At 68.2% G+C, this 26390-nt stretch carries 26 protein-coding genes and 2 pseudogenes; 17 read left to right on the top strand and 11 right to left on the bottom strand.

All coding sequences use genetic code 11. From position 1 onward, the window contains the following. Positions 1 to 374 precede the first annotated feature (374 nt). Genes KY500_RS11025 through KY500_RS11015 form a run of 3 tightly spaced genes read left to right on the top strand, consistent with a single transcriptional unit; the run spans position 375 to position 3200 of the window. Positions 375 to 1319, top strand: a complete 945-nt coding sequence (locus KY500_RS11025; protein WP_219900615.1) for an alpha/beta fold hydrolase — start codon at positions 375 to 377, stop codon at positions 1317 to 1319. Positions 1320 to 1323: 4 nt separating this feature from the next. Next, complete coding sequence (locus KY500_RS11020; RefSeq protein WP_219900614.1) at positions 1324 to 2601, top strand: sensor histidine kinase; 1278 nt, start codon at positions 1324 to 1326, stop codon at positions 2599 to 2601. After that, the gene (locus KY500_RS11015) at positions 2598 to 3200 is read left to right on the top strand and encodes a DNA-binding response regulator (protein WP_219900613.1); all 603 of its coding nucleotides are present in this window, start codon (positions 2598 to 2600) and stop codon (positions 3198 to 3200) included. The genes KY500_RS11020 and KY500_RS11015 overlap by 4 nt, the downstream gene beginning before the upstream one ends. Positions 3201 to 3270: 70 nt before the next feature. On the opposite strand, the gene KY500_RS11010 is transcribed toward KY500_RS11015, so the two are convergent. The 6 genes from KY500_RS11010 to KY500_RS10985 all read right to left on the bottom strand — a co-directional run bounded on the left by KY500_RS11010 (position 3271) and on the right by KY500_RS10985 (position 8263). Continuing rightward, positions 3271 to 4179: a DUF3137 domain-containing protein gene (locus KY500_RS11010; protein ID WP_219900612.1), complete on the bottom strand. Its 909-nt coding sequence runs from the start codon at positions 4177 to 4179 to the stop codon at positions 3271 to 3273. Positions 4180 to 4663: 484 nt separating this feature from the next. Beyond that, on the bottom strand, positions 4664 to 5635 hold the full coding sequence (locus KY500_RS11005; protein WP_219900611.1) for a hypothetical protein: 972 nt from the start codon (positions 5633 to 5635) through the stop codon (positions 4664 to 4666). 3 nt (positions 5636 to 5638) lie between these two features. Then, positions 5639 to 5989 carry a GntR family transcriptional regulator gene (locus KY500_RS11000; RefSeq protein WP_219900610.1) on the bottom strand — a complete coding sequence of 117 codons (351 nt, stop codon included), beginning with the start codon at positions 5987 to 5989 and terminating at the stop codon, positions 5639 to 5641. 299 nt (positions 5990 to 6288) lie between these two features. Further along, positions 6289 to 6585 carry a CDGSH iron-sulfur domain-containing protein gene (locus KY500_RS10995; protein ID WP_219900609.1) on the bottom strand — a complete coding sequence of 99 codons (297 nt, stop codon included), beginning with the start codon at positions 6583 to 6585 and terminating at the stop codon, positions 6289 to 6291. After that, a complete protein-coding gene (locus KY500_RS10990) occupies positions 6582 to 7625 on the bottom strand; it encodes an iron-containing redox enzyme family protein (RefSeq protein ID WP_219900608.1) in 1044 nt (347 codons plus the stop codon). Before KY500_RS10990 ends, KY500_RS10995 begins: the two co-directional genes overlap by 4 nt. 155 nt (positions 7626 to 7780) lie before the next feature. Further along, positions 7781 to 8263: a hypothetical protein gene (locus KY500_RS10985; protein ID WP_219900607.1), complete on the bottom strand. Its 483-nt coding sequence runs from the start codon at positions 8261 to 8263 to the stop codon at positions 7781 to 7783. Between the two features lie 327 nt (positions 8264 to 8590). On the opposite strand from KY500_RS10985, the gene KY500_RS10980 reads away from it, so the two are divergent. Beyond that, entirely contained in the window at positions 8591 to 9040 is a 450-nt protein-coding gene (locus tag KY500_RS10980; RefSeq protein ID WP_219900606.1) for a hypothetical protein, read from the top strand. Between the two features lie 35 nt (positions 9041 to 9075). Beyond that, positions 9076 to 10062: a DDE-type integrase/transposase/recombinase gene (locus tag KY500_RS10975; RefSeq protein ID WP_255579195.1), complete on the top strand. Its 987-nt coding sequence runs from the start codon at positions 9076 to 9078 to the stop codon at positions 10060 to 10062. 94 nt (positions 10063 to 10156) lie between these two features. Here the strand turns inward: KY500_RS10975 and KY500_RS10970 are convergent. Next, positions 10157 to 10896: pseudogene (locus KY500_RS10970) on the bottom strand (alpha/beta fold hydrolase). A gap of 73 nt (positions 10897 to 10969) precedes the next feature. On the opposite strand from KY500_RS10970, the gene KY500_RS10965 reads away from it, so the two are divergent. Continuing rightward, positions 10970 to 11668 carry a YafY family protein gene (locus KY500_RS10965; RefSeq protein ID WP_219900604.1) on the top strand — a complete coding sequence of 233 codons (699 nt, stop codon included), beginning with the start codon at positions 10970 to 10972 and terminating at the stop codon, positions 11666 to 11668. A gap of 21 nt (positions 11669 to 11689) precedes the next feature. Here KY500_RS10965 and KY500_RS10960 read toward each other — a convergent pair whose 3' ends face one another. Both KY500_RS10960 and KY500_RS10955 read right to left on the bottom strand, forming a co-directional pair. After that, positions 11690 to 12064 (bottom strand): HNH endonuclease, encoded by a 375-nt coding sequence (locus KY500_RS10960; protein WP_219900603.1) that lies wholly within the window; start codon positions 12062 to 12064, stop codon positions 11690 to 11692. Between the two features lie 65 nt (positions 12065 to 12129). Further along, positions 12130 to 12780 carry a TetR/AcrR family transcriptional regulator gene (locus KY500_RS10955; protein ID WP_219900602.1) on the bottom strand — a complete coding sequence of 217 codons (651 nt, stop codon included), beginning with the start codon at positions 12778 to 12780 and terminating at the stop codon, positions 12130 to 12132. 151 nt (positions 12781 to 12931) lie between these two features. Here KY500_RS10955 and KY500_RS10950 point away from each other — a divergent pair, with 151 nt between their 5' ends. From KY500_RS10950 to KY500_RS10925, 6 genes are all read left to right on the top strand, one after another. After that, positions 12932 to 14587: an ABC transporter substrate-binding protein gene (locus tag KY500_RS10950; protein ID WP_219900601.1), complete on the top strand. Its 1656-nt coding sequence runs from the start codon at positions 12932 to 12934 to the stop codon at positions 14585 to 14587. A gap of 74 nt (positions 14588 to 14661) precedes the next feature. Then, complete coding sequence (locus KY500_RS10945; protein ID WP_219900600.1) at positions 14662 to 15486, top strand: ABC transporter ATP-binding protein; 825 nt, start codon at positions 14662 to 14664, stop codon at positions 15484 to 15486. Continuing rightward, positions 15483 to 16295 carry an ABC transporter ATP-binding protein gene (locus tag KY500_RS10940; protein ID WP_219900599.1) on the top strand — a complete coding sequence of 271 codons (813 nt, stop codon included), beginning with the start codon at positions 15483 to 15485 and terminating at the stop codon, positions 16293 to 16295. The genes KY500_RS10945 and KY500_RS10940 overlap by 4 nt, the downstream gene beginning before the upstream one ends. Next, on the top strand, positions 16292 to 17287 hold the full coding sequence (locus tag KY500_RS10935; RefSeq protein ID WP_219900598.1) for an ABC transporter permease: 996 nt from the start codon (positions 16292 to 16294) through the stop codon (positions 17285 to 17287). Before KY500_RS10940 ends, KY500_RS10935 begins: the two co-directional genes overlap by 4 nt. Position 17288: 1 nt before the next feature. Further along, positions 17289 to 18353: an ABC transporter permease gene (locus KY500_RS10930; protein ID WP_219900597.1), complete on the top strand. Its 1065-nt coding sequence runs from the start codon at positions 17289 to 17291 to the stop codon at positions 18351 to 18353. After that, the gene (locus KY500_RS10925) at positions 18350 to 20605 is read left to right on the top strand and encodes a glycoside hydrolase family 3 N-terminal domain-containing protein (RefSeq protein WP_219900596.1); all 2256 of its coding nucleotides are present in this window, start codon (positions 18350 to 18352) and stop codon (positions 20603 to 20605) included. The genes KY500_RS10930 and KY500_RS10925 overlap by 4 nt, the downstream gene beginning before the upstream one ends. Before the next feature lie 131 nt (positions 20606 to 20736). Here the strand turns inward: KY500_RS10925 and KY500_RS10920 are convergent, their stop codons facing one another. Continuing rightward, a complete protein-coding gene (locus KY500_RS10920) occupies positions 20737 to 21972 on the bottom strand; it encodes an acyl-CoA dehydrogenase family protein (protein ID WP_219900595.1) in 1236 nt (411 codons plus the stop codon). A gap of 64 nt (positions 21973 to 22036) precedes the next feature. Then, on the bottom strand, positions 22037 to 22747 hold the full coding sequence (locus tag KY500_RS10915; RefSeq protein WP_219900594.1) for a GntR family transcriptional regulator: 711 nt from the start codon (positions 22745 to 22747) through the stop codon (positions 22037 to 22039). Positions 22748 to 22924: 177 nt separating this feature from the next. Here KY500_RS10915 and KY500_RS10910 point away from each other — a divergent pair, with 177 nt between their 5' ends. The 5 genes and pseudogenes from KY500_RS10910 to KY500_RS19800 all read left to right on the top strand — a co-directional run bounded on the left by KY500_RS10910 (position 22925) and on the right by KY500_RS19800 (position 26337). Next, on the top strand, positions 22925 to 23842 hold the full coding sequence (locus KY500_RS10910; protein WP_219900593.1) for an ABC transporter permease: 918 nt from the start codon (positions 22925 to 22927) through the stop codon (positions 23840 to 23842). Beyond that, entirely contained in the window at positions 23839 to 24207 is a 369-nt protein-coding gene (locus KY500_RS10905; RefSeq protein ID WP_219900592.1) for a hypothetical protein, read from the top strand. Before KY500_RS10910 ends, KY500_RS10905 begins: the two co-directional genes overlap by 4 nt. Then, positions 24204 to 24713, top strand: coding sequence for an ABC transporter permease (locus KY500_RS10900; protein WP_219900591.1), 510 nt, complete (start codon positions 24204 to 24206; stop codon positions 24711 to 24713). Before KY500_RS10905 ends, KY500_RS10900 begins: the two co-directional genes overlap by 4 nt. Then, positions 24710 to 26001: pseudogene (locus tag KY500_RS10895) on the top strand (ATP-binding cassette domain-containing protein); the annotation flags it as partial. The gene KY500_RS10900 and the pseudogene KY500_RS10895, both read left to right, overlap by 4 nt. Positions 26002 to 26196: 195 nt before the next feature. Next, positions 26197 to 26337 (top strand): hypothetical protein, encoded by a 141-nt coding sequence (locus KY500_RS19800; protein WP_370626934.1) that lies wholly within the window; start codon positions 26197 to 26199, stop codon positions 26335 to 26337. Positions 26338 to 26390 lie beyond the last annotated feature (53 nt).

Genomic DNA, 26390 nt, shown 5'->3' with positions numbered 1-26390 from the left:
ATCGGTCAGATGAACGTTGCTGAGGCGGTGAACTGCTGGCCCGCGTGGCTCCACGGGTCGGGTGAAACCACCGTACGTGGGAGTCCGCTGCTTCCACACCCCCTGAGTGTGAATGGATGCCGACGCGACGGGCAACATCCGGGAAAGCTGCCCTGTGACGCACGTTTATCGGGAGATAGTTCGCAAAATAGGACCGAATCCCGGATTCCGTCCTTCTCATCTCACTTTTTCCCACGAGACAGGCGCACCCAACCGTGACACCTGTCACGGCCAGCGATGACACCCAGGCACTTCCGGGCGCCACCCGGGATTGATTGGCTGGTCTCACACCGCCGCAGCGATCCCCGCCGCCCGGCCAACCGAGACGAGTCCCCATGAAGAAACCCCTGCGCATCGCGCTCACTACCCTCGGCGTGCTCGTGGCGATTCCGGTGCTGCTCGTGGCCACGACCGCCGTGGTCAACGCCGTCGCCACTGCCTCCGAAGCCTCCGCGATCACCGACTACGGGCAGCGGGTTCCCGTCGACGGCAAAGAGATGAACGTGGTGCAGAGCGGCGACGGCGACCAGACCGTCGTGCTGCTGCCCGGACTCGGCACCGCCGCTCCCGGACTCGACTTCCAGCCCCTGATCGACGAACTCGACGACACCTACCGGGTGGTGGCGGTCGAGCCGTTCGGCACCGGTCTCAGCGACCAAACCGACACCCCGCGCACCGCCGCGAACATCACCCGGGAGGTGCACGAGGCGCTGCAGTACCTCGACGTAGACCGGTACGTGCTGATGGGTCACTCCATCGCCGGCATCTACGCCCTCACCTACAGCGCCGCCTACGCGGACGAACTCGTCGCGTTCGTCGGCATCGACAGCAGCGTGCCCGACCAGCCCGGCGCCGGCGAGCCGATTCCGGCCGGCCTGATCTCGACGCTGAGCACCCTGGGCATCACCCGGGCCCTCACCTCCCTGGCGCCCGACCCCTACCTGGGTCTGCCCTACGACGAGCAGACCATCGCGCAGATGAAGCTGCTCAGCAGCAAGAATTCGGCGGCCCCGACACTCGTGAACGAGATGGACAACACCCCCGCCAACTTCGCCGTGGTCAGCGGGCAGACCTTCCCCGCCGACCTCCCGGTGCTGCTCTTCGTGCGCTCCAACGACACCGATGTGGACGGTTGGGTGGCCCTGCACGACAAGCAGGCCGCGAGCGTCGACACCGGCCAGGTGATCCCTCTCACCGGCGACCACTACCTCCACCACACCCTCTCGCCCGAGATCGCCCGCGACACCACGGACTTCCTCGCGACGCTGTCGATACGCTGAGACCATGACGCCCACCTCGCAGGCCGCGCCCACCGCCGACCTGCGCATGATGCGCCGCTCCACCGTGCTGACGCTCGGGGTCGTGGTGCTCGTCGGCGGCTTCGTGCAGCTTCTGTTGGGGGTCAACCTGCCCCCGACGCCGCGGATGATCCTGCTCTCGGCGCTCACACTGGCCGCCGTCGCCGCCGCGCTTGCCGCCATTCCGCTGCTACTCCGGGTGTCGGGCGAGGCCGCGCCCACGCATCCGCTCGTGCTCGCCCTGATCGGTGCCAGCGGCGTGGCGTGGCTGCTGGCGGTGCCGGCCCCGTTCGCGGGGTGGGGCTGGGCGTTCCTGTTCGCGTTGGCCGGCGGGGTGCTCAGCTGTCTGGTGCACGGATGGTGGAAAGTTGCGGTGGTGCTCGGCACCAACGCGGTCATCGTCGGCGGCGGTCTGATCGGCCTCCTCGCCTCCCCAGCCCGCGTCGCCTCGGCCGGCACCGACGACACGGCCGACCTCATCGTGCTCGGCACCCTCGCGCTGTTCACGCTGATGCCATTGAGCGCGGTCTGGGCGTTGCAGGTGGTGCTCCGGCTGGAGCAGGCCCGGCAGACCGCGGCCGAGCTCGCGGTGGCGAAGGAGCGACTCCGGTTCGCCACGGACCTGCACGACATCCAGGGCCACAACCTGCAGGTGATCGCCTTGAAGAGCGAGCTGGCCGAACGGCTGCTCACCGCACGTCCCGAGCAGGCCGCCCGCGAGATCGCCGACATTCGGGTGATCGCGCAAGCGGCCCTCGACGACACCCGCGCGGTCGTGAACGACTACCGCACGGTCACCGTGGCCGTGGAGGTGCGGAACGCCGCGGCGGTGCTGCGCTCCGCGGGCATCCGCTGCGAGGCCCGCATCGAAACGCCCGGCATGCCCACCGCGATGGGTGCCGTGTTCGCCGTCGCGATCCGGGAGGCGGCCACGAATGTGCTCCGGCACAGTCGGGCCACCGAGGCCACGATCGAGCTGGTGCTCGCGGATACGGAGGAGTACCGGTTGACGGTGAGCAACAACGCTGCCGGAGCCGTGCGGCCCGGCGGAACGGGCCTCTCTGGCCTTGCCCATCGCGTCGCCGGGCAACACGGCACGGTCGAGACCACCCGCACCGACGATATCTTCACGCTGGTGGTGCGGGTGCCCACGACGGATGCCGCCGCCCCCGACCCGGCGCAGGCCTGCACTCCTGACCACGGCATGCCCGCCGACGGCCGAGTCCCGGCCGCAGCACCGACCGGACGGGAGGCCGGCCGATGATCCGGGTGGTGATCGCCGATGACGAGGAACTCATCCGCGGAGCCCTCGTGGCGTTGCTCTCGCTCGAACCCGACCTCGAGGTCGTCGCCGACGTCGCCGACGGGGAGGCAGCGGTGGCGGCGGCGATCGCACACCGCCCCACCATCATGCTGCTCGACCTGGAAATGCCCCGGCTCGACGGCATCGATGCCGCCCACCGGCTGCTGCGCCTGGTGGACACGCAGGTCATCATCGTCACCCGGCATGCCCGGCCCGGTACCCTGAAACGCGCGCTCGCCGCCCGGGTGCGCGGCTTCGTGCCCAAGTCCACCCCGGCGTCGGAGTTGGCCACGATCATCCGTTCGGTTGCTGCTGGCGAGCGGTACATCGACGCGCGTCTGGCCACCGCGGCGCTCACCGAGGAGGAGAACCCGCTCACGCCCCGCGAGGTGGACGTGCTCCGGCTGGCCCGGGACGGCCTGGCCACCCGGCACATCGCCAAGCAGCTCGGCCTCGCGCACGGGACGGTGCGCAACCACATTTCCGCGGCCATGGCCAAGCTTGCCGCCGACTCGCGCACGGCGGCCGCGGCGGCCGCGTGGGAGCAGGGCTGGATCTAGCGATCCCCGTCGAACGCCGTCTTCCGGGCCGCGTGCACTAGGAGCACCAGGCCACTCACCGGCGTGGGGATCAGAGTGAGTAGAAGATCGTCACCACGGCGCCGATCATCAGCAATCCGAATGCGATCATCCCGATGAGGTCACCGGCCGCGAGGCGCATCCTCAGCCGCCGGCCCGGCTTGGCGACCCGCCGCGAACCGGCCGCGCTGGGCTTCACCCCGCGAGCGATCAGCCCGGCGGCATTCTCGGCAACCGCATCGGCACTGGCCGGCACTCTCGGCACCGACGGCAGTCGGTCATCTCGCCAGCGCTCCCACCGGCCGATCTTGTCGCTCAGAGCGGCCACCGCATCGTAGAGTCCCTGCCAAGCGAGAGGGTCGAGAGTGACCACGTCTCGGCTGCTCACGAAAAACAGCCAGTCGTCGATGATCTCGACATCGAACCCGTGCACACGGTCGATCAGGCGCGCCATCACATCCGGCGTGAAGAGGTACAGCGCATCCCGCTCGTACTCCTCGGGGCAATACAGGGTGAAGTGGTCGTCGAAGTCGCCCTCCAGGGAGAGCCGCTGCGCGCGATCGGGCAGCGCCGCCAGCGTGAATTGGTCGGCCGGGCCGTCCTGGGCGCGCAGCAGGATGTGCGGCAGGCGGGTGCTCAGCCTAACCGCGCAGAAACCGCCGAACCGGGCACCACCGGTGCCGGCCGCTCCAGCACGCAGCTCATAGTTGGCGAATTCGATCGAGCGCTGCGAGACGGGCCGCATCACCCGGGTGAGCCTGAGGACGCCGCGGTCCGCCCAGGGTTTCACATGCGTCACGATGACCGGCCCGGACTCGTAACTCAGGCCATTGTCGGCCGCGAACCGGGCGAGCCTGTAGTGCCTGCTCGGAGTGCCCCGACGCGTCGACAGGCGCCTGAAGGACCACGTGAACAGGATGCCGAGGCCGAGTATCCACACGCCGTTGAGTGCCATCGGCACGAGATCTCCGTCACCGTTGAGCCCGCCGACGTAAATTTCACGGATTGAGCCCAAGGCCATGAGGAGCGTCCCGAGGAGCGCCACACTGCTACCGAACAACATGGCCCCCCGCTGCACCCGGAGGTACCGGTTTCGCACCGTTGGATATCGAGCTGCGAACGGTCGGTAGAACTCCCGCACGTCCCGGCGCTTCACCCGCTCGGTGAGCGCTGCGGTCTGCAGGCTCGCCGTGCTGTACTCCGTATTTGCAACCGTCCACCCCACGTGTGCGCTGATCGCCGACAATCGGCTTCGTCTGAGCGTAACGCCCGGTCAGCGGATGCGCTCGCCGCGCCGCTCAAGTTCGTCGAGCACACGTTGAGGAGGACAAAGTGAGTTTAAGAGGACGAAATCGCGCGCAGGGTCCTTCTAAACTCACTTTTTCCTCGGAAACGTTTTGTGGGCGACGCCCGGGGCGCCGCGCACGCACCCGATGCGGATGCGCTCAGCGCGCCGCGAGTGTCGTGAGCAGCGCCGCCGGGAGCTCCGGCTCGGGCAGCGTCACCGCGAACAGGGTGCCGTTGGTGCGCTCCACAACGAGGCCGGGACCGCGGGCGACCACGATGGCAGACCGGCCGGGCATGATCCGGTAGCCCCAGCCGCCCCACTCCATCGGCGCAATGGTCTCGGCGCGCGCCGACACGATCTGGTCGAGCCGCAAGCGCCGCAACGGCAGCCCGAGCAGCGCCGACATCACCCGCAGTCCGCGTCGGTCCACGCTCACTCGCACCCGGCCGAAGACCAGGCACGACAGTGCCACCACCCCCACCGTCACCGCGCCGCCGGATCCCGGCCCACCGAGCGCCACACTGAGCACCGCGATACCCACCGTGAGCAGGCCCAGGATGCCGGCGCTCCAGAGCAGCAGCGGCACGTTCACGGTAGTGAACCAAGCGCCGGTCTCGCTCGCCCCCAGCGGTACCGACACGGGGGAGTACGCTTGCGGCTCAAACGGGCGCCGCGGCGACAGCAGGAAGGGAATCAACCCGAACGCGCCGGCCAGCACACCGAGCAGCGGCCAGCCGCCCGCGTCGGGTTCCGGCGATCCGGTCACCAGAACGAGCCCGGCCGTCACCAGCCAAATGCCCGTGCCCAGTCCGGCAGCACAACCCGCGACGAGCAGCAGCGTTCGACGGATGTCGGCGGTGCGGCGGGACAGCGCGGCCAGCCCGGCCAACGCGGCGAGCAGGGCGATGCCGCCGGTGATCGCCAGCATGAGTGCCTTCGGCGACGTGGACGTGACCTCGGTGCCGTTCCACTGCCGGGGCAATTCCTCCGGAAGTCGGTCGTACCACTGCAGCGCCGTCACTGTCACGGTGACAACCGGCAGCCACAGCAACCCTACCGCGAGCCTGTCGCGCCCGGTGGCACGCGGGTCGAGCGCCGGGGCCGCGTCGATGGTCGTCTGGTCTGGCATGGCTCAGCCTCTCGTTTGGATCAGGGTCAACACATCCGGCAGGGTCACGCCGAGCTTTCGGGCCTCCGCGAGCAGCGCGTCGGCCAGCTCGGCTAGGCGCACCGTGCCGGCGCCCGCATCCGCGCGCACCCAGGCGCCGCGGCCCTGACGCATCTCCAACAGACCGTCGTCCCTCAGTCGCTTATAGGCGCGCAGCACGGTGTGCATGTTGATGTCGAGGGCGCTGGCCAGTTCGCGGGCCGGCGGCAGCCGGGTGCCCGGCGGCAGTGAACCGTCGGCCACCGCCGCGCGGACCTGCACGGCCAATTGGTCGGCAAGGGACACCGACGACGCCTGGTCAACACGAAACAACATGTTTGTAATGTTACTAGAACAATGCCGCCTGCCACGGACGTGAGCGGCGCGCCGCCGGTGCCGGTTGCGCGCGAACAGCGCCCAGGCGCCGTGACTGCACCTGATGCCGGTGATGGCGCCCGCTGTAGCGGGCGCGATCGCCCGCACGAGGGGCAGCGACGGGGGAGGAGGCTCGTCCTCGCCGCCTCCGAGTCGAATCGACCTGACCAGGGGGCCCGCCGCGCACGACAACGATCAGCGTCGGCCAGGCTATGGGCTTCGGTCAGATCCCCGGAACGCGACGCCGGCACGCCAGCGGCTCAAGACAACGGGGGCTGCGGAGCCGGCGGCTCCTGCTCCGTGCGGAACCCGATCGCCTTGTGGCTGCCGTCGCAGAACGGCTTGAGCGAGGAGACCCCGCAACGGCAGAGCGCCACGGTCTTCCGTCGCGGCGGAATCACCTCGCCCGTGGGCGTGAGGATCTCGAACGGTCCGCGCACCAGCAACGGACCGTTCGGGTAGGCGGTGATGCTCACCGGCTCGGTCGCACCGGTGTCGGGGTACTCGTCCCACTGGTCGTCCCACCGGGTCGCCGGCTGGGCGTCGGGCTCGCTCATGCGGTCACCGCGGCATTCAGCGGCGCCCGCAGGGCCGAGGTGCCGGCCGTCCAGGCGTCGATCTGCTGCGCCCCGGCCAGGCCGTCCACATAGAGTCCGGCCGCGGCACCGAAGAAGACGTCCACGAGTAACTCGGGCTCGTCGGTGGCGAGGGACCCGGCCAGGTCGCGGGCGGCGATCTGCTCGTGCACCGCATCCGCTTCGACGTGCTCGTCGAAGTAGAAGGTGACGTCGGCGTCGTAGCCCAGCCGCCGGAACCCGTTGCCGTAGAGCCGGTTGGGCAGCGACGAGGTCATCTCGAAAGCGGCCAGGTGCCCGGCGATGGCGCCGCGGAGGCGCCGGTGGCTGCCGAACATGGTCATCATGTTGCTCGAGGCCAGCGTGATCGCCGGCACCACGTCCACATAGTGGCCGTTGGTTGCGTCCAGGCCCACGCCGCGCATGGTGCGGGCGAACAGCTCGGCGTGCATCCGGTCGAATCGTCCGCCGCCGTACTCGTCGGCCTGGATCTCCACGAGGGCCGCTTTGGCGTGGCGGCGCAGGCGCGGGATCGCCCAGGTGTGCGGGTCGGCCTCCTTGAGCTGGTAGATCGAGCGCAGGATAAGGAACTCCCGCGCCTGCTCGTCCGTGGCCTTTTTCGCCAGGTAACGAGAGACGCTCGGGCCGCTGTCGGATCCGGTCAACTCGAACAGTGCCGCGGCGACGTTCTCCACCCCGGGTTCGGGCAGGTCGGTAACGGATGCGCGTTCGCGCAGCGCCTGTTCAAACGGGGCTTCGATCGCGCCGCAGAGGGCGAGCACCTCGGGGTGCCATTCCCAGTCGTCGTCGATGCCGTGCAGGCCGCTGTAACGCAGCTCGTAGGCCAGGAACAGGGCGGTCTGCAGGTCGTCGTCCTGCACGATGTCGGCCGTGTCGGCCAGCGCGGCGGATGTGCGCTCACGCAAGGCCGCGGTGAGACCGGTGTCGGCGGCGGTGGGGGAGCCGTCGAGGAGCTCGAGCAGGGCGCCGCTGACCGGGCCTCGGGAAGTGGGGAGTCGCATGTGCGTTACCTCGCTAGTCGGCTGGCTGGGCGCGCCCGGGTGGCTGCGCCGCCAAGATGGCCGACTTTACACGCGGCCACCGACACTGGCGCCGCACCGCGCGCCGCGTGCCTGATTGTCTGGACGTCAGAGCGCTACCGACCGGCCATGGCCGCCTAAGCGCGCCGGAACGTCATCCGCCAGTTCGTCTCCCACGACAGCCCGGCATCGTTCGAGAACGCCTGCTGCCAGGTGGGCTCTCCTCCGGTCGCATCCCAGATGAAGCGCACACGGATGGGCACCCCGTGCAGCACGTCCTCGGCCAGGAAGGTGCCGATCCCGTCGGCGAACGCCCCGCGCACGGGCGTATCGAGAGCGGTCGGATTGCGGCCGTCGAGCCACCAGATCGACCACTCGGCATCCGCCGCCGAGTAGGAACGGAGGGCGGCGGCCCGAAAGTCACCCGCCGGATGCTGGAGGATGTTGTCTTCGAGGTTGCCGAACCCGCCCAGAATGGAGCGCGTGGAAGAGCGCCCGTCGAAGGTGGTCCAGGTGGCGGCGCTGCTGAAGATGCCGTCCAGCTTTTCGTGCCGAACCGTCCAGTCCCCGAGGATGAAGTCGAAGTCGGTTGGTGCCTGCTGCGGGTCGTTCGTCGACAAGGGACTCTCCAGTGGTTGAGGCGCGATGTGCCGGGCGGGTCATCGGCTTGCCGATCGAATGACGGCGCTCGGATGCCCCGGCCCTGACAACCTTCCCAGCTTCCGAGGTCGCCCCCAAGGCCACTTGGCGGCGAGATTGCCGGACCACCGCATCGGGTTAGCGACCGCTGCCTCGAACGGGCGACCATTGCGGCGGTCGTGCTTCCAGGCCTACTCAGTGCGCCCCGTGTGGCTGGATGCGCCCCCTATACCCTGAGTGTCAGCCTGTGGTGAGACAAATCATCGTTTCATCACGGGCCGGCTGAGGGCGGGGAAGAGGACATCCAAATGGAAATGTCAGAAGTCCAAACCCGGCTTACTCGGAAGCATCATTTCACGTCTGCTGAGCGCCTCGCGATTCTTGCGCAGTGGGAGCAGTACGCGTCGACGGGCGCGGAGATCGGCGCGAAGTCCGCGTTCTGTCGCCGAGTCGGCATCGACGTTAGGTCGCTGTCGCGGTGGAGTCAGGAGAAGCGGCAGGGCCTGCTGGTCGAGACGGAACAGCGGCAGACTAAGTACGTGTTGACGAAACAGGAACGGATCGAATTTCTGCGATTGCAGAAGGAAAACGCGATCCTCAAAGCCCAGTTGGAGCAGTCCGAGAGCGCGGTGGAAGTGTTGGGAAAAGCCTCAGAGCTCTTGTCCGCGCTGGCCAAGAGCTCACAAATCCGCACCCCGCCGCTGCCGGACGAGCCAGCGATCCCGGCCGCGTTTCGGAAGCCGAAACCCACCGAGTAGCGTTCGAAACAGTCGTCGACCTGACTGCGGTGGGGATGCCGGTGGTGCGGGCCTGCGCGTTGGTCGGCTACTCGCGGGCATCGTTCTATCGGCACCGCAGCCCCCGCGCCCGCCTGGCCGCGCCGATCCCGCAGAAGGACCGGCACCAGCCGGCCACGCTCTCCACTGCGGAGAGCGCGCAGATCCTGGCGCTGATCAACACCCCTGAGTATGAGGGCTTCTCGATCTGCCAAGCCTTTTACCGGGCCTGGGATGCGGGTGTTTACCTGGCGTCGAAGTCTTCCTGGTACCGCGTCGCCCGCGCGGCCGGGCAGGTCCACGAGCGCCGCCGGCAGGCTGAGGGGTCGCCGAAGAAGATCCCCGAGCTGGTCGCGACCGCCCCGTCACAGGTGTGGTCCTGGGACATCACCAAGCTCAAGACCACGATCCGGGGCCGCTACTTCCACCTCTACGTGATCATGGACATCTACTCCCGTCGCGTCGTGGGCTGGCGGCTGGAGGCCTACGAGGATGGTGACCTCGCCGAAGAACTGATCCAAGAAGCGGTCACCGCGAACCACGGCGTCGCGCCGAACTCTCTGCACTCGGATAACGGTGCTGCGATGGTGAGCACACCGGTGTCCTTACTGCTGGAGAAACTCGGCGTCGATAAGTCCTTCTCCCGGCCCAAAGTCTCCAACGACAACCCCTACAGCGAAGCGTTATTCAAGACCGCGAAATACGATCTCGCGTTCCCTGAGATCTTCGACACGACCGATGACGCCCGCGCCTACTTCGACTGGTTCTTCCACGAATACAACCAGAACCACCGCCACTCCGGCATCGCCTGGAACACCCCCAACGACGTTCACTACGGCCGCACCGACCGAGTGACCCGCCGCAGAAGCCAAGTCCTCAACACCGCATTCCGAACGCATCCAGAACGCTACGCCCAACACCCCAAGCCCCCGGCCCTACCGGGCCGGGTATGCATCAACGACCCCCGCCAAAAACCCAAACCCAACCTGTCTCAAACAGGTTGACAAATACCGTATAGCGGGCGCATCCAGCCACACGAGGCGCAGCGAAGCCCCGACGGATGTGCGGCGCCCCGCGGGCCGGCCGCCCCACCCGGGTTCAGTCGGTGCGAGACGCCGCCGACCGAATGGCCTCGGCGAGGTCGCCCGCCCGGCTCCACATCGGCCAGTGGCCCGTCGGCAGGTCGATGACGTCGAGGTGCTCGAGGTTCGCGATCTCGGCGAACATGGGATGGCCCGCCCGGGCCAGCTCCAGCATCTGCGCGCTCGGGATCGAGCAGCAGATCAGAGTGGTCGGCACTGTGCGCCGGGCGTCGTTCGTGAGCTCGACGGGCTGACGAAGCACGCGGCCGGGCTCAGGAACCGCCCGGGCCCGGAAGCGCTCGAGGACCTCTGCGCTCAGCCCGTCGAGGCTCGCCTGCTGGGCGAGCACGTCAAAGGGAGGCAGCGGAAGCTCCTCCATTTCCTCGGGGAGGTCGGGGGCGAAGACGCTTCCCGGGGCCACAGGTCCGGAGTCGACCCACACCACTCGCCGCACAAGCTCGGGGTGCCGGTCTAGCACGAGGCTGACGGGGGCGTTCGCCCCGCTGTGGGCAACGAGGATCGCGGGCTGATCATCGGAGACCCCGAGTCGCGCGAGCAGGTCCAGGATCGCTGCGGCTTGGTCGTCGAGGGTCTTCGTCGCCCGAGCGGGATCGTCCCCGTCGAGGCCGGGCAGTGTCATCGCGAGTGCTCGAGTGCGGTCGGTTTTCACGTGGTCAAGGACCTCATCCCACGCCCACGCGCCAGCCAGTGGCCGGCGAGGAGAACGATGGTGGGACTGCTCGTTGTAGGTGTCATGTCTCTACCTTTGTAGGCGCTACCGGCAGGTGTATGTCACTATTTATGTCATGAATTTACTGCGGACCGAACGGTGAAGCGAACAGAGCGACTCCATGCGTTGTCCGAGATGCTACGCCGCAACGGCTCACGGGGGTGCTCGGCCGAGAGGCTGGCGAGAGAGTTCGACATATCCGTGCGCACGGTCAAGAGAGACCTCGCCGCGCTGGAGAGCAGCGGCGCGCCGCTCTGGTCCCGTCCAGGTCCAGGCGGCGGCTACGGACTGGCCGTCGGCGCATCCCTGCCGCCGGTCAGCCTGTCCTCAGCCCAGGCCGTGGCGCTCCTGGCGGCCGTGTCTGCGGCGCCGGATGCCCCCTACGCCGATCTGGCCGCGGCCGGCATCCAGAAGATCCTGGACGTGCTCGACCCCCGAACCCGAGCACGAGCCGACGAGTTGGCCGGCCGGGTGTGGGTCAACCGGCCTCCCTCCTCGTCGCGCGCGATCAGGTCGGCACTGGAGGAGGCGATGGCCGAGCAGCGAGTGCTCCGTCTTCGCTACACAGCGGGAGACGGGACCACCACCCTGCGTGACGTGGAACCCGTGCTCTTCGCCTCAACGAACGGCCAGTGGTACCTGGTCGGGTGGTGCCGACTGCGCACCGCAATGCGCTGGTTCACCGTGTCGCGCATCGAGCGGGCCAGCGTCACCACGGCGGCCTGTAGCGGCCACACCATTCAAGAAGTTGGAGAGCCCCCGGCCAATGCCAGACCGGTGCATGCGCGCGGAGAGTGAAGTGGGGGCCGGGCGTCCAGGTCAGCCCTGATCTGCCGGCAGAAGAGTGGGCAGGATTGTCGCGTACCGGACCAGGAACGCGCGCTCGTCGAGCTTTTTGCGGCGGAGCCACCCGGTGACCTCGTTGTTGTGTTTGCTCGCGTTGCAGGACGGGCAGGCGGGCACCACGTTCTCGAGGGTGTACCGGCCACCGCGGGAGATCGGCATGATGCAGTCCCGCTGCAGGGCTGGGCTCTCGACGTGGCAATAGGCGCATCCTCCCCAGGCGGCGAGGAGGTCGGCCCACTCCGAGGAGGTGAGGTCGTTGTCGACGCGGGCGAGCCGCCCCTTCCGTCGCTTCGCGTAGCGCGCACGTGCGGCGGGTGAAGCAGCGGAGAACTTGCGGCGAGGGGGCACGGCTCAACGGTACTCCGGCCGCGCGCCACCACCATGCGGATGCCGTCGCCTGCGAGCGACGGGCGTCAGTGCCGGGAGTAGTCGGACAGCTCCGGGCCCGGCCGCAGCACGGCGTTGACGATTGCCCGAATGGCGAACTCGCTGGCCTCGGCCAGCTCGATCTCCTTCGGATGCAGCAGCCACTGCAGCTGCAGTCCGTCCATCACGGCGAGGATGCTCGCCGAGGCGGCGTCGATCGTCGACGGCTCCGCGACGCCCTCCTGCGCGCACAACACGCGGAACGCCTCCGCGACCTCGCCTCTCAGCGTCGAGTACCGGCCCTCGAAAAACGAGCGTGCCGGGTGATCATCGGTGACGGACTCAGCGGATAGCACCGTGTACACCTGCACGATACCGGCCCGGCGCGAGTTCGCGACAGCGGTGCGCACCAAATGCAGGAAGAGCTCCGGCCCATCCGGGATGTGCTGTTCGTCCAGGTCGGCGACGTCGGTCTGGTCGCGGTAGGCGAGCATCTCGAGCAGCAGATTCTGCTTGGACCCGAAGTGGTGCAGCACCCCGGCGTGGGTGATGTCCACCTGCTCGGCGATGTCGGCGAGGGTGCCGTTCGCGTAGCCGCGATTGCCGAAGATGTCGATTGCGGCGTCGAGAATCTCGGTGCGTTTGCGCTGGGTGGCAGGTCTGGGGCGGGGGGTATGGCCCGTGTTTTCGTTGGTCACGGCACTCCCTTCGACGGTGAATTTGTTGTGTGAAACCACACACTTGTCATGTTACTGACTTGTTGGTAACGTCTGTCCTAATTACTTACTTACCAGCAAGTAAGTTAACTCGGAATGGGCACCATGGCGGTGCATCATCAAAGGAGAAGCAATGAGGCTTAAATCCACATTCATCGGGATCGGCATGGTGGCGGCTCTGGCCCTCACCGGCTGCAGCGCGAACACGGGCAATACGTCCCAGCCCGAGTCCGGAGCGGCACTGACCATCGCGAAGCCGGACGGCGCCATCCCCACGGAGTCGAACAACCCCTGGGTTGGTGATTCCTCGGCGAACAAGCTCGGCTACAAGAACGTGATCTTCGAGCCCCTCGCCATGGTGAACGCCGTCGGCGAGAACGAGACCACTCCCTGGCTGGCCGAGAAGGTCGTGTGGAACGACGACTACACGCAGCTCACGGTCACCCCGCGAACCGGCGTCACCTGGAACGACGGCGAGGACTTCACCGCCGACGACATCGTGTTCTCCTTCAACCTCATCCGCAACACCCCCGCGCTCGACACGGGCAACCTGCAGCTGACCGACATCGTGAAGGACGGCGAGAACGTCGTGCTCACCTTCGCCGAGTCGAAGTTCGTCAAACAGGCCCAGGTGCTGCACATCCCCATGGTCCCCGAGCACATCTGGGCCGACATCGCCGACCCCACCACCGAGACCAACCCCAACCCCGTGGGCACCGGCCCGTACACCCTGGAGAGCTTCAGCAGCCAGTCGGTCACCATGACGGCCCGCGACGACTACTGGGGCGGCGACCTGGCCGTCCCCACCCTGTACTACGTCTCCTACAACGACAACACCGCGCTCACCACGGCCCTCGCCAACGGCGACGCCGACTGGGCGCAGGCCTTCATCCCCAACGTGCAGAGCGCCTTCGTCGACAAGGATTCCGAGCACAACGTGTTCTGGGCCGCCAACGTGCTGGCCCCCGACGTGCTCTTCCTCAACCACCAGCAGAAGCCGTTCAACAACGTCGCCTTCCGCCAGGCGGTCAACATCGTGCTCGACCGTGCGGCGCACACCGAGATCGCCCGCGAGAAGGCCGGCCCCGAACTGTCGTCGGTGACCGGCATGCCCACTCCCGTCGGTGACAAGTACATCGCTCCCGAGTACGAGGGCGAGGAGTTCTCCATCGACGTCGACGGTGCTCGGGCGATCCTCGAAGACGCCGGCTACACCTGGGCCAAAGACGCCCTGATCGACCCCGACGGCGAACCCGTCTCGTTCACCCTCGAGGTGCCGCAGGGCTGGAACGACTACGTCACCGGCATCAGCCTCATCGCCGACCAGGTGACCAAGACCCTCGGCGCCGACGCCAAGGTGAACACCCCCGACGCCGACACCTGGTGGGCCAACAAGCGCTCCGGCAACTTCGACGCCATCATGCACTGGACCGACAGTGGCACCACCCCGTACGACCTCTACTCCGACAGCATGGACGGCCGCTGGCTGCTCACGGGCGAGAACGTGGACTTCAACTACGGCCGCTACGAGAACCCCCGGGCCACCGAACTGCTGAACACCTACGCCACCGCGGCCACCGATGAGGAGCGCACCGCGGCGCTCGACGAGATCCAGACCATCTTCGTCGAAGACGTCCCGGTGATCCCGGTGGGCACCCACCCGGTGCTGGGGGAGTACAACACCCGCAACTACGTGGGTTGGCCGAGCGAAGACGACCAGTACGCCACCGCTGACCCCGTGCAGGTCACCGTGCCGCTGATCCTCACCAAACTGACACCGGCCAAGTAGCTCGAATCGACGACGGGGCGGATGCACGCGCATCCGCCCCTGAATCGCCGACCTTCACGAAAGCGACGACCCCCATGTCAGACCCCCTGCTCACCGTGCGCGATTTCTCGATCGAGTACGACGTCGACCCGCCCGTCAAGGCGGTCAAGAACATCACCCTCGAACTGCACCGCGGTGAGATCCTTGGCCTCGCCGGCGAGAGCGGATGCGGCAAGACCACCCTCGCCTACGGCCTCCAGCGCCTGCTGCGGGCACCAGCCGTCATCACCGGGGGCAGCGTCACCTTCCACGACGCCTCCGGGGTCGACATCGACATCAACGCCCTCGACGTCGAGGAAATGCGCCGATTCCGCTGGGACAAGATCTCCATGGTGTTCCAGGGCGCGATGAACGCCCTCAACCCCGTCACCACCATCGGCGCCCAGCTCGACGACGTCTTCCGGGTGCACCGACCCGACCTCAGCCGGCGGGAGCGCCGCGCCGCCTGCGAGCAGCTGTTGGAGCTCGTCGCCGTCGGCCGGGATCGCATCCGCTCCTACCCGCACGAGCTCTCCGGCGGCATGCGCCAACGCGTGATGATCGCCATGGCACTGGCCCTCCGCCCGCAGCTGATGGTGATGGACGAACCGACCACGGCCCTGGACGTGCTGGTGCAACGCGAGATCCTGCGCCAGATCTCCCAGCTCCGGCACGAATTCGGGTTCTCGGTGATCTTCATCACCCACGACCTGCCGTTGCTCCTGGAGATCAGCGACCGGATCGCCGTGATGCGGGAGGGCGAGATCATCGAGCTGGCCCCGGCGCGCGAGCTCTGGGAACACCCGCAACACGAGTACACCAAGACGCTGCTGGCGTCGTTTCCCCGCCTCACCGGCGAGAGGGGAGTGCTGGTTAGATGACCACGCTCGAGTTTGTGAACGTGTCCAAACGCTACCGGGTGCGCGGGGCCTCCTCGATGCTCGCTCTCGACGACGTGAGCTTCACCCTGCACGACCGCGAGACCATCGCCCTGGTCGGCCAGTCCGGCAGCGGCAAGTCCACCATCGCCAAGATCCTCACCCAGCTGGAGACCCCCACCAGCGGGCAGGTTCTGCTGAACGGCCAGCCCATCCCGCGCCACGGCAAGGGGCTCCGCCGCTACCGGCAGACCCTGCGGATGATCTTCCAAGACCCGTTCGCGTCGCTGAACCCGTACCACTCCATCCGGTACCACCTCGAGCGTCCCCTGCAGCTCGACAACGTCGTGCCCAAGGCCCAGATCGAGGCCGAGGTACGGCGCCTCCTGGAACGGGTGCGCCTGGACCCGGGTGCGGTCATCGACCGGCGCCCGCACGAACTCTCCGGCGGACAACGCCAACGCGTCGCCATCGCCCGCGCCCTGGCCTCCCGGCCGGCGCTGCTCGTCGCCGATGAGCCGGTGTCGATGCTCGACGTCTCGATTCGCCTCGGCGTGCTCAACCTGCTCGCGGACCTGCAGCGCGAAGAAGGACTGGGCGTGCTCTACATCACCCACGACCTCGCCACCGCCAGGCACTTCAGCGACCAGATCATGGTGCTGCACCACGGCCGTGTGGTCGAACACGGCCCCGCCGACGACGTGATCCTCAACCCGCAACACGAATACACCCGAGAGCTGCGCAGCGCCTCGCCCGACCCGGAGAAGCACTTCGCGGCCGCAGCCAGCCGCCCCGAGGGAGGTGTCGCATGAAGATCCCCGTGCGTTTCATCGCCAGCCGCACCGCGTTCTACCTGTTCACGGCGTTCGCGGCGATCACCATCAACTTCTTCCTGCCGCGCATGATGGCGGGAGACCCCGTCACCGCGTACATGCAACGGAACGCCGGCCAGATCAGCCCCGAGGCCGAACGCTCCCTGCGCATCCTCTTCGGCCTCGACGACAACAGCTCGGTCTGGGACCAGTACACGAGTTACTGGGGGCTCCTGTTCAGCGGTGACCTCGGGCGCTCCTTCTCCAACGGGCTCGCCCCGGTCGGTGAGGTCATCTCCTCGGCCCTGCCGTGGACCCTTGGCCTGGTCGGCATCGCCACCATCGTGTCGTTTATGCTCGGCACGGCCACGGGTGCCCTGATCGGATGGCGTCGCGGAAGCAAAGCGGATGTGATCGTGCCGATCTCCACCTTCTTCAGCACCGTGCCCTACTTCTGGCTCGGGCTCATCGCCATCGCCGTCTTCTCGTCCACTTTGGGCTGGTTCCCCGCCTCGCACGCCTACGACAAGGGCGCCTCGCCCGAGCTCACCGCCGACTTCATCGGCCAGGTGATCGCCCACGGCGCGCTGCCCGCGATCACGATCGTGATCGCGTCGCTCGGCGGCTGGATCCTGGGCATGCGCAACATGATGCTCACAGTGCTCGACGAGGACTACATCACCGTGGCGCAGGCCAAGGGCATGCCCAACCGGCGGGTGCTCTGGAACTACGCCGCCCGGAACGCCATGCTGCCGCAGCTGTCCAGCTTCGCGCTGTCGATCGGTTTCATCGTGGGCGGCACCATCGTGATGGAGATGGTGTTCTCCTACCCCGGGATCGGCAAGCTTCTGCTGGATGCCACCAACGCCAAGGACTACCCGCTCATGCAGGGTGTCTTCCTCATCATCACGATGGCGGTGCTGTGTGCGAACATCCTTGCCGACGTCGCCTACGCCATCCTCGATCCCCGCACACGCCAGACGGAGGCCTGAGATGACTATCCCGACAATCCCCACCGGCCCGGCCAGTCTCGGCGCCCCCGAGACCTCCACCATGCGCGCCCCGGTGTCCCGCCAGGTGCCGCAGAAGAAGACCTTCTGGTCGCAGCTGCTGATGTCTTTCGCGATGTTCCGCAACCCCAAGTCGCTCACCGGCATCGTCATCCTCGGCGTCTTCGTCGTCGTGGCCCTCCTCGGCGACGTCATCGCGCCGTATGGCGCGCTCGAGAAGGACTTCACGGCGCTTCGGCAGGCGCCGTCGTTCACCCATCTGCTGGGCACCACCCACATGGGCGAAGACATCCTCAGCCAGCTCATCTACGGCACCCGTGGGGTGCTCATCGTCGGGTTCCTGGCCGGCATCATCGGCACCGCCATAGCCGTGCTGATGGGCGTCGTCGCCGGGTATACCCGGGGTTGGCGCAGCGAATCGCTGTCCGCGATCACGAACGTGTTCCTCGTCATCCCCGGGCTGCCGCTGATCATCATCGTCGCCTCCCAGTTCGAGAACCCGCCGCTGATCCTCATCGCCGCGGTGCTGGCCGCCACCGGATGGGCCTGGGGAGCGCGGGTGCTGCGCGCGCAGACCATGTCGCTGCGCAACCGCGACTTCATCCAGGCCGCCAGGGCCAACGGTGAACCGCTGCACCGCATCATCCTGGTGGAGATGCTGCCCAACCTCATGGCGATCATCGCGTCGAGCTTCGTCGGTACCGTCACCGCGGCCGTGCTGGGCCTGACCACGCTGGCCTTCATCGGGGTGATCCCCATCTCCAACCTCAACTGGGGAACGATCCTGTTCTGGGCTCAGCAGAATGGCGCCTTCCCCGATTTCTGGTGGTGGTACATCCCGGCCGGGCTGTGCATCGCCATCCTCGGCGTGGCTCTGTCGCTGATCAACTTCGGCATCGACGAGTACGTCAACCCCCGCCTGCGCTCGGCCGGCGAGCGCGCCCGCGCCATGAAGAAGAAGGGTCTCGACGTCAATGACGCGATGACCGTCGTGCGCACCCCCACACTTGAGACTGCACCCCAGAAGAAGGCACCCCAGACACCATGACGATTTCCCCGACACTCACCGACACCCTGCCCTACCAGGATGCGTCCCGCCCGGTTCCCGAGCGAGTCGCCGACCTGCTCGGCAGGCTGTCCCTCGAGGAGAAGATCGGGCAGATGCTGCAGCTCGACGCCCGGGAAGAGCTCGACGACCACGTGCTGCAGAAGCACGCCGGCTCGGTTTTGCACACCTCACCCGAACTGATCCGGCGTGCGAACGACCTCACCGCCCAGACCCGCTGGCGCATTCCGCTGCTCATCGCCGAAGACGCCATCCACGGTCACTCATTCCACGAGGGCGCGACCATCTACCCGACCCAGCTCGGCATGGCCGCGTCCTGGGATACCGCCCTGGTGGAGCGGGTCGCCCGCGCTACCGCCGTCGAGGTGGCGGCCACCGGGATCCACTGGACCTTCTCACCCGTGCTCTGCATCGCCCGCGACCTGCGCTGGGGCCGGGTGAACGAGACCTTCGGCGAAGACCCGTTCCTCATCGGCGAACTCGCCTCGGCCATGGTGCGCGGCTACCAGGGCGACGGCCTGGCCGACCCCACGGCCATTCTCGCCACCGCCAAGCACTTCGCCGGCTACTCCGAGACGCAGGGCGGCCGTGACGCCACCGAAGCCGACATCTCCCGTCGCAAGCTGCGCTCCTGGTTCCTGCCGCCGTTCGAACGGGTGGCCAAGGAGGGCTGCCGCTCGTTCATGCTCGGCTACCAGAGCATGGACGGCGTTCCCATCACCGTGAACGACTGGCTACTCAGTGAGGTGCTGCGCGGCGAGTGGGGTTACACCGGCACCCTCATCACGGACTGGGACAACGTGGGCCGCATGGTGTGGGAACAGAAGGTGCAGCCCGATTACACCCACGCGGCGGCCGCGGCCGTGCGGGCCGGCAACGACATGATCATGACCACCCCCAAGTTCTACGAGGGCGCCCAAGCCGCCGTTGAACAGGGGCTTCTGGCGGCGGATGCCTTCGACGCCGCCGTGAGCCGCATCCTCACCCTCAAGTTCGAGCTCGGCCTGTTCGAGAACCCGCGCGGGCCCCAGGCCGACCTGACCGGCGTCGTGGGCACCGCCGAGCACGCCGAGCTGAACCTCGAGATGGCCCGCCGCTCGATCGTGCTGCTCGAGAACGACGGGCTGCTGCCGCTGTCTGCGGCCACCCGCACCCGGATCGCCGTGGTGGGGCCGCTGGCCGACGACGCCCAGACCCAACTGGGCGACTGGGCCGGCGGCTCCGGCCAGGTGGGTTGGCTCGACGGGCAGCCCCGCGAGATGATCACCACGGTGCTCGACGGCATCCGTGGGATCGCCCCCGACACCTTCACGGTCACCCACGCGCGCGGCGCCGACATCCTCACCCTCGAGGCGGCCGGGGGCACCTTCCCCGACGGGCAGCCCCTCCCGCCGCATGTGGTGCCGTGCGAGCCCGACCAGGCGCTGATCGACGAGGGCGTGGCCGCGGCCCGAGACGCGGATGTCGTGGTGGCCGTGGTCGGCGACCGGATCGAACTCGTCGGCGAGGGCCGCTCCACGGCCACACTCGAGCTCATCGGCGGGCAGATCGCCCTGCTCGACGCCCTGATCGCCACGGGGACACCCGTCGTGGTGGTGCTGCTGGCCTCCAAGCCACTGGTGCTGCCGGCATCCGTTCAGCACGCCGCCGCCGTGCTGTGGACGGCGAACCCGGGTATGCAGGGCGGCCGCGCGCTCGCCGAGATCCTCGTGGGCGCTGTCGAGCCCTCCGGCCGGCTGCCCCTCTCGTTCGCCCGCCACGTGGGCCAGCAGCCCACCTATTACAACCAGCTGCGCGGCCAGCACGGCGACCGTTACGCCGACCTCACCCAGTCGCCCGCCTGGGCCTTCGGCGAGGGCCGCAGCTACAGCACGGTGCAGTACGCCGACCTGGAGCTCGAGCACACGTCGCTGACCACGGCCGACACGATCGTGGCGCACGTGACGGTGCAGAACACCGGCACCCGCCCGGTGCTGGAGACCGTGCAGGTCTACGTGCGGGATGTCGTGACGTCGGTGAGTTGGACCGACAAGGAGCTCAAGGCCTACCGCCAGGTGTCGGTGGCGCCGGGGGAGAGCGTGCGGGTGCGACTCGACCTGCCCGTGGCCGACTGCAGCATCGTGGATGCAGCGGGCAACCGTGTGGTGGAACCGGGGGAGTTCACCCTCCTGGTCGGCCCGTCGTCCCGCGACGGCGTCTTGCTCGGGGCCGCGTTCACGGTGGCCGAGGAGTAACCCGGGTCAGAGCGTTAGGGGGACATAGTTCGGTTAAGAGGAGGGAAGCGGCCAAAAGTATCCTCCCAACCGAACTATGTCCTCATAATCGTGCGCCGCCCATCCGCTGCCGACCGGCCCGAACGGATGCGTTACTTCGGCGCGGCCCCGATCGACCAGATCCGGGTGGGCGGGGTGCCGTTTACGGCGTAGTCGCCCACGATGCGCGCCTTGAACACCCACGGGTTGTGACTGGCCGCGGTGCGGGCGTTGCGCCAGTGCCGGTCGAGGTTCTTCGACGTCGACACCCCCGAGGCGGCCAGCGCATCGAAGATGTCGGAGGTGGCTCGGGTCGCCAGTGCCACCAGCACGACCTGGGCTTGCGCGGTTGCGAGCTCGGCCAGGTCGTTGAGGCGTTCCTCCTCGACCAGATCATCCAGGAGCGCACCCTCATAGGCCCCCTGCAACGCCCAGGCCGCCTTCTCCACGATCGCCTCGGCGGCGAAAGCCTGCGCGGATACCTCGCCCACCACCTGCAGAATCTGCGGGTCGGTGGCGAAGGATTGCGAGTTGCCGTGCGAGAAGATGCGGGTGCGGGCCTTCACCTCGGCGGCGATCTCCACCTCGGCGGCCTTGATCGTGCCGGCCAGCACCGCCAGCAGCACCGCCTGATAGAACGCGGTCTGGTACCTGAACCGGGTGTCGAAGTCGATCACGTTCTCCTCTGCCACCACGGCATCCACGAAGGTGCTGGTGCCGCTGCCGGTGGTGCGCTGGCCGAAGCCGTCCCAATCGTCGCTGTGTGTGACGCCGGGCTGGTGCGCGTTCACCACGGCGATCACGTTCTTCCCGGTGTCACCCACCTGAGCGAAGGTGTCGATCCAGTCCGCGAAGATGCTGCCGGTGGAGTAGTACTTCGTTCCGTTCACGACCAGCTCGCCGGGCTTGCCGCCCACCTTCGGGCGTACCCGGGTGATGACGTCGCCGATGGTGACGGCGCCCACCTCGGTCCAGGAGTTGCCCACGATCTCGCCGGTCACAAACCGGGCCAGCCACCGGTCTCTCTGGGGCCCGGAGGCCACGAGCCGGTCCTCGACGAACGCGAAATGCCCGCGCAGCGCCTGCGGAATGTTCGAGTCCGCCGCGGCGAGTTCCGTCAGCAGCCGAAACAACTGCGGCAGGCTCGCGCCCAGGCCGCCGTCGGCGACGGGCACGCGCAGCGCCCCGAACCCCGCCGCCGTGAGCTCCCTGATCTGCTTGTCGGGCAATTGGTGGTCTTGCTCCCGAGCGGATGCGCCGGCGGCGATCCGGGCGAAGATGGGGCGAAATCGCAGGGCCAAGCTGGCGTAATCGACGGCGGCAACGGGGGAGGAGGTGAGCGTGGTCATGGGAAGGACACTAGGTGAGCGGCCCCGCTGCGCGCTCGGAGATGACGGTTCGTGTCTGGCCTGGCTAGCTCGCCTTCCGCCGTCTCCGGAGTGCCGCGGGCGCCGCGGAGGGCAGCAGCTCGGCCAGCAGCGGCATCGACTCGAAGCGTCCGCGCTCGACGTGGGCCGCCGTGAGGAGTTCGGCGACGTCGGCCTGCCCGGCGACGATGGCGTCGACGATCTCCCGGTGTTCGACCCACATGGCCGTGGTGTCGCGCTGAGGGGTGAGCCGGAAGAGCCAGCGAACGCGCCCGCTCATGAGTTTGGTCACGCGCTGCAGCAGGGCGTGATCGGCGAGGGTGATGATCTCCTCGTGCAGGTCGGAATTGCGGGTTGAGGGTGGAGCGCCCTCGTCGAGAGCGTCCAGCGCCGTGACCGGGGTGATGGCGCCACGGGCGGTGCGGAGGGCGGCCAGCATCGGTCCGACATCGGCGCCCTCGGCGGCCCGTCGTGCGGCGAAGGCCGACGCCATCGGTTCGAGTTGACGGCGCAGATCGAACAGCTCCACGGCGTCAGTGAGCGTGAGCGCGTGCACGACAGCTCCGCGCCGCGGTTGGGTGCTGATGAACCCCTCGGATTCGAGGATCGGCAGGGCCTCACGCACGGGAATGCGCGACACCTGGAGGCGCTCGGCGATCTCGCGCTCGTTGAGCTTGGACCCCATCGTCAGCTCGCCCGTGATGATCTGCTCACGCAGCACGTTGGCGATGCGCGCTGGGGTCTGTTCGAGGCTCATGGTCACCATTCTGGCACGTCCGCAACGTCGTATTTGGAATACCAAACATGGTGTTTGAGGCAACTCAAACTGAATTAAGGGTGATTTGGTATGCGAAAGTGACGCTGACGTAAGAAGTATGTGACGAGCGTGTTACACCAGCCCATACCGGGCAGAGCGTCACCTAGCGTCGGTGACGTGCTCCTATTCATCGCCCGCCGATTGGCCCTCGCCGTCGCCACAGTGCTCGCCGTGGTGACCATCGCCTTCGTGCTCGGCCGTGCCACCGGCGAACCCGGTGCACTGCTCCTGCCCGACAACGCGACCCAGGCCGATGTCGCGGCGCTCAATTCCTCGCTCGGCTTCGACCGCCCCCTCCTCGTGCAGTACCTCGACACTCTCGTCGGCCTCGTCACCGGCGACTTCGGTGATTCCTACCGCCTGCGCGAATCCGCCCTCGGTCTCGTTCTCCAGCGCGTGCCCGCCACCATCGAACTCGCGTTCTGGGCCTTCCTGATCGGCCTCGCCCTCGCGGTCGCCCTGGCCCTGACCATCCAGCTCACCGGAAGCCGGGTATTGCGGGCGATCGTCGGTTGGGCCGGAGCGCTCCGCCAATCGGTGCCCGACTTCTTCTTCGCCCTTCTGCTGGTGCTGGTGTTCTCGGTTCTGCTCGGCGCCCTCCCGTCGCTGGGTCGCACCAGCTACGCCAGCCTGGTGCTCCCAGTGATCACCCTGGCCACCGGCCAGTTCGTGATGTACCTGCGCCTGCTGGATGCCGCGCTCAGCGAGCAAGCCGGGCAGGACTACGTGCGCACCGCCATCGCCCAGGGCCAACGCCGCTCCACAGTGTTGTTCACCCGGATGCTGCCCAACGCGATCGTGCCGGTGCTCGGCATGGCCGGCCTCAACCTCGGCGGTCTGCTCGGCGGCACCGTGGTCGTCGAGGTCGTCTTCGCCTGGCCCGGACTCGGCAAGTTGCTCACGGACGCGGTGAGCCAGCGTGACTTCCCGATCGTGCAGGCGGGCCTGGTCTTCGTGGCCCTTGCCTTCGTGATCGTCAACACCGCGGTCGACGTGCTCGTGCGCCGCATCGACACCCGGACGGCGGCCGCATGACCACCTCACTCACCCTGGCCACCGCCCCCGTGGTGCGACGGTGGCGGCCACGCCCCGGCGCCATCGTCGGCGCGCTGATGCTCGGCACGGTGCTGCTGCTGACCGCCATCGTGCCGCTGCTGCCCGGCTTCGACCCGATGGGCCAGGACCTGCGCGCGGCCCTGCTGCCGCCCTTTGCCGACCCGGCGCATCCGCTCGGCACCGACGCGCTCGGCCGTGACCTGCTCAGCCGCCTCGCGCTCGCCTCGGCCGTGACCCTGGGCATGACCGTGCTGATCGTGATCATGAATGCCGTGCTGGGTAGCCTGGTCGGCATCCTCGCCGGTACTACGGTGGCCGCCTCGAGGCGCTCATCACCCTGGTGAGCAACGTGACTCTGGCGATGCCGGTCGTGCTGCTGCTCATCGCCATCTGCGCGGTGCTGCGACCCAGCGCCGGCCTGACCATCCTGGTGCTCGGCTGCACCTGGTGGGTCGGCTACGCCCGGGTCACCCGCAACATCGCCGCGGCCCTCCGCCGACAAGACTTCGTGGTCTCCCCGCTCACCCAGGGCGCCGACTCCGTGTGGGTGCTCACCCGGCACATCGTGCCGAACGTGTGGCCGCACACCCTCATCATCGCGGCGACCGACGTCGCCACGATCGTGCTCATCACGTCATCACTGGAATACCTCGGCCTCGGCGTGCAACCGCCCGTGCCCAGCTGGGGCTCGATGATCTTCGACGGCCAACGTCACCTCGCCGGTGACCCCTGGCTGGCCCTGCTGCCCGGCCTGATGATGCTGCTCGCCGTCGGCGGCGTGCAGTTTCTGAGCCAGCAATTCACGGCCGAAACCCGCGGCGGCCTGCTGCGAAAGGGAGGAATGCGATGAGCGCCGTTCTGCGGATCGACAACCTGCGTATCGAGACCGACGGGGAAAACCCGCGCACCCTCGTCGACGGCGTCTCGCTGCACGTCGACCGCGGGGAGTCCCTCGGCGTCGTGGGGGAGTCCGGGTCGGGCAAGAGCCTCACCGTGCTCGCCGCCCTCGGCCTGCTGCCGGTCGGCACCCGCGTCACCGGTGGCCGCATCGTTCTCGACGACCGCGTGCTCGTCGACGTCGAGGCGGATGTCTGGGCTGGCGAGCGCGAACTCCGCGCCCTCCGCGGACGCACCGCCGCCATGGTCTTCCAAGACCCGATGTCCTCCCTCGACCCGCTGCGGGCCGTCGGCGCCCAGGTGGCCTCGGCCGTGCGGGTGCACGCCCCGCGCCTCAGCCGCCGCGCGGCCCGCCAGCGCGCCATCGACCTGCTCACCTCGGTGGGCGTGCGCGACGCCGCCGACCGGGCCGCCACCCGCCCCCACCAGTGGTCGGGAGGCATGCGTCAACGCGCCATGATCGCCATGGCCATCGCGCACGACCCGCTGCTCCTGATCGCCGACGAGCCCACCACCGCTCTGGACGTGACCGTGCAGGCGCAGGTCATGGACCTCCTCGCCGAGGTGCGCGACCGCACCGGGTCGGCCCTCGTGCTGATCACCCACGATCTCGGCCTCGTCGCCGAGAACAACGACCGACTCACCGTCATGCACCACGGCCGGGTCGTCGAGACCGGTGTCACCCGCGCGGTCCTCGCGGCCCCGGCCGAGGACTACACCCGACGCCTCATGGCCGCGATGCCCGCCGAGAAGGAACGGGCGACCCCCGCGGTGCGCACGGGCGAAGCGGCTGCACTGGTCGCCGAGAACATCGTCGTCGACTACAGGGTGTCCGGCCGCAAAACCCCCGTGCGCGCCGTCGACGGCGTCTCGGTACGCATCATGGCCGGGGAGACCGTGGCGGTGGTCGGGGAATCCGGCTGCGGCAAGTCCTCGCTCGCCAAAGCCGTGCTCGGCATCCAGCCCGCCGCAGCGGGCACTGTCGTGGTCGGGGGCGTCCCGTGCGCTCCGAACTCGCGGGCCGTTCGGCTGCACAGCGCGAGCTCGCCCAGATCGTCTTCCAAGACCCGTACTCGGCGCTCGACCCGCGACTGACCGTGCACGAGCTCGTGGCGGAACCGTTGCGCATCCGCCGCGCCTACAACCGCGTCGCGGTCGCGGCGCTGCTCGCCGACGTCGGCCTCGACGAGTCCTACGCCAAGCGGCTGCCCGGTCAGCTCTCCGGCGGTCAACGGCAGCGGGTGGGTATTGCCCGCGCTCTCGCCCTGCGGCCCCGCCTGCTGGTGCTCGACGAACCCGTCTCCGCGCTCGACGTCTCCATCCAGGCCCAGGTGCTCACCCTGCTCGACACCCTGCAGCGCGAGCACGGCCTGGGCTACCTCTTTATCTCGCACGACCTCGGGGTTGTGCGCAGCATCGCCGACCGGGTGATCGTCATGCAGCACGGCCGGGTCGTGGAGGAGGCGCCGACGGCGCAGATCTTCAGCGACCCGCAGCATCCGTTCACCCGCCAACTGCTCGCCGCGGTACCGCGACTCGACGGGCCGCGCCGCACCGCACGCACGGCCGCCGCGTAACCCCCACAACCGCCCACAGCCCACCCTTCGAATCCCTTGTGTCACCCACCGAA

The sequence above is a fragment of the Cryobacterium sp. PAMC25264 genome, from assembly GCF_019443325.1.
Taxonomy (GTDB): domain Bacteria; phylum Actinomycetota; class Actinomycetes; order Actinomycetales; family Microbacteriaceae; genus Cryobacterium.
The sequence above is the reverse complement of the archived record's forward strand: the minus strand, read 5'-3'. Positions and strand labels throughout refer to the sequence as shown.

What these genes read in the sequence shown, in the direction of transcription:
- KY500_RS11025 (WP_219900615.1), top strand. Translation starts at nt 375, where the DNA reads ATGAAGAAACCCCTGCGCATCGCGCTCACTACCCTCGGCGTGCTCGTG.
- KY500_RS11020 (WP_219900614.1), top strand. Translation starts at nt 1,324, where the DNA reads ATGACGCCCACCTCGCAGGCCGCGCCCACCGCCGACCTGCGCATGATG.
- KY500_RS11015 (WP_219900613.1), top strand. Translation starts at nt 2,598, where the DNA reads ATGATCCGGGTGGTGATCGCCGATGACGAGGAACTCATCCGCGGAGCC.
- KY500_RS11005 (WP_219900611.1), bottom strand. Translation starts at nt 5,635, where the DNA reads ATGCCAGACCAGACGACCATCGACGCGGCCCCGGCGCTCGACCCGCGT.
- KY500_RS11000 (WP_219900610.1), bottom strand. Translation starts at nt 5,989, where the DNA reads ATGTTGTTTCGTGTTGACCAGGCGTCGTCGGTGTCCCTTGCCGACCAA.
- KY500_RS10995 (WP_219900609.1), bottom strand. Translation starts at nt 6,585, where the DNA reads ATGAGCGAGCCCGACGCCCAGCCGGCGACCCGGTGGGACGACCAGTGG.
- KY500_RS10990 (WP_219900608.1), bottom strand. Translation starts at nt 7,625, where the DNA reads ATGCGACTCCCCACTTCCCGAGGCCCGGTCAGCGGCGCCCTGCTCGAG.
- KY500_RS10980 (WP_219900606.1), top strand. Translation starts at nt 8,591, where the DNA reads ATGGAAATGTCAGAAGTCCAAACCCGGCTTACTCGGAAGCATCATTTC.
- KY500_RS10975 (WP_255579195.1), top strand. Translation starts at nt 9,076, where the DNA reads ATGCCGGTGGTGCGGGCCTGCGCGTTGGTCGGCTACTCGCGGGCATCG.
- KY500_RS10950 (WP_219900601.1), top strand. Translation starts at nt 12,932, where the DNA reads ATGAGGCTTAAATCCACATTCATCGGGATCGGCATGGTGGCGGCTCTG.
- KY500_RS10945 (WP_219900600.1), top strand. Translation starts at nt 14,662, where the DNA reads ATGTCAGACCCCCTGCTCACCGTGCGCGATTTCTCGATCGAGTACGAC.
- KY500_RS10940 (WP_219900599.1), top strand. Translation starts at nt 15,483, where the DNA reads ATGACCACGCTCGAGTTTGTGAACGTGTCCAAACGCTACCGGGTGCGC.
- KY500_RS10935 (WP_219900598.1), top strand. Translation starts at nt 16,292, where the DNA reads ATGAAGATCCCCGTGCGTTTCATCGCCAGCCGCACCGCGTTCTACCTG.
- KY500_RS10930 (WP_219900597.1), top strand. Translation starts at nt 17,289, where the DNA reads ATGACTATCCCGACAATCCCCACCGGCCCGGCCAGTCTCGGCGCCCCC.
- KY500_RS10925 (WP_219900596.1), top strand. Translation starts at nt 18,350, where the DNA reads ATGACGATTTCCCCGACACTCACCGACACCCTGCCCTACCAGGATGCG.
- KY500_RS10920 (WP_219900595.1), bottom strand. Translation starts at nt 21,972, where the DNA reads ATGACCACGCTCACCTCCTCCCCCGTTGCCGCCGTCGATTACGCCAGC.
- KY500_RS10915 (WP_219900594.1), bottom strand. Translation starts at nt 22,747, where the DNA reads ATGAGCCTCGAACAGACCCCAGCGCGCATCGCCAACGTGCTGCGTGAG.
- KY500_RS10905 (WP_219900592.1), top strand. Translation starts at nt 23,839, where the DNA reads ATGACCACCTCACTCACCCTGGCCACCGCCCCCGTGGTGCGACGGTGG.
- KY500_RS19800 (WP_370626934.1), top strand. Translation starts at nt 26,197, where the DNA reads ATGCAGCACGGCCGGGTCGTGGAGGAGGCGCCGACGGCGCAGATCTTC.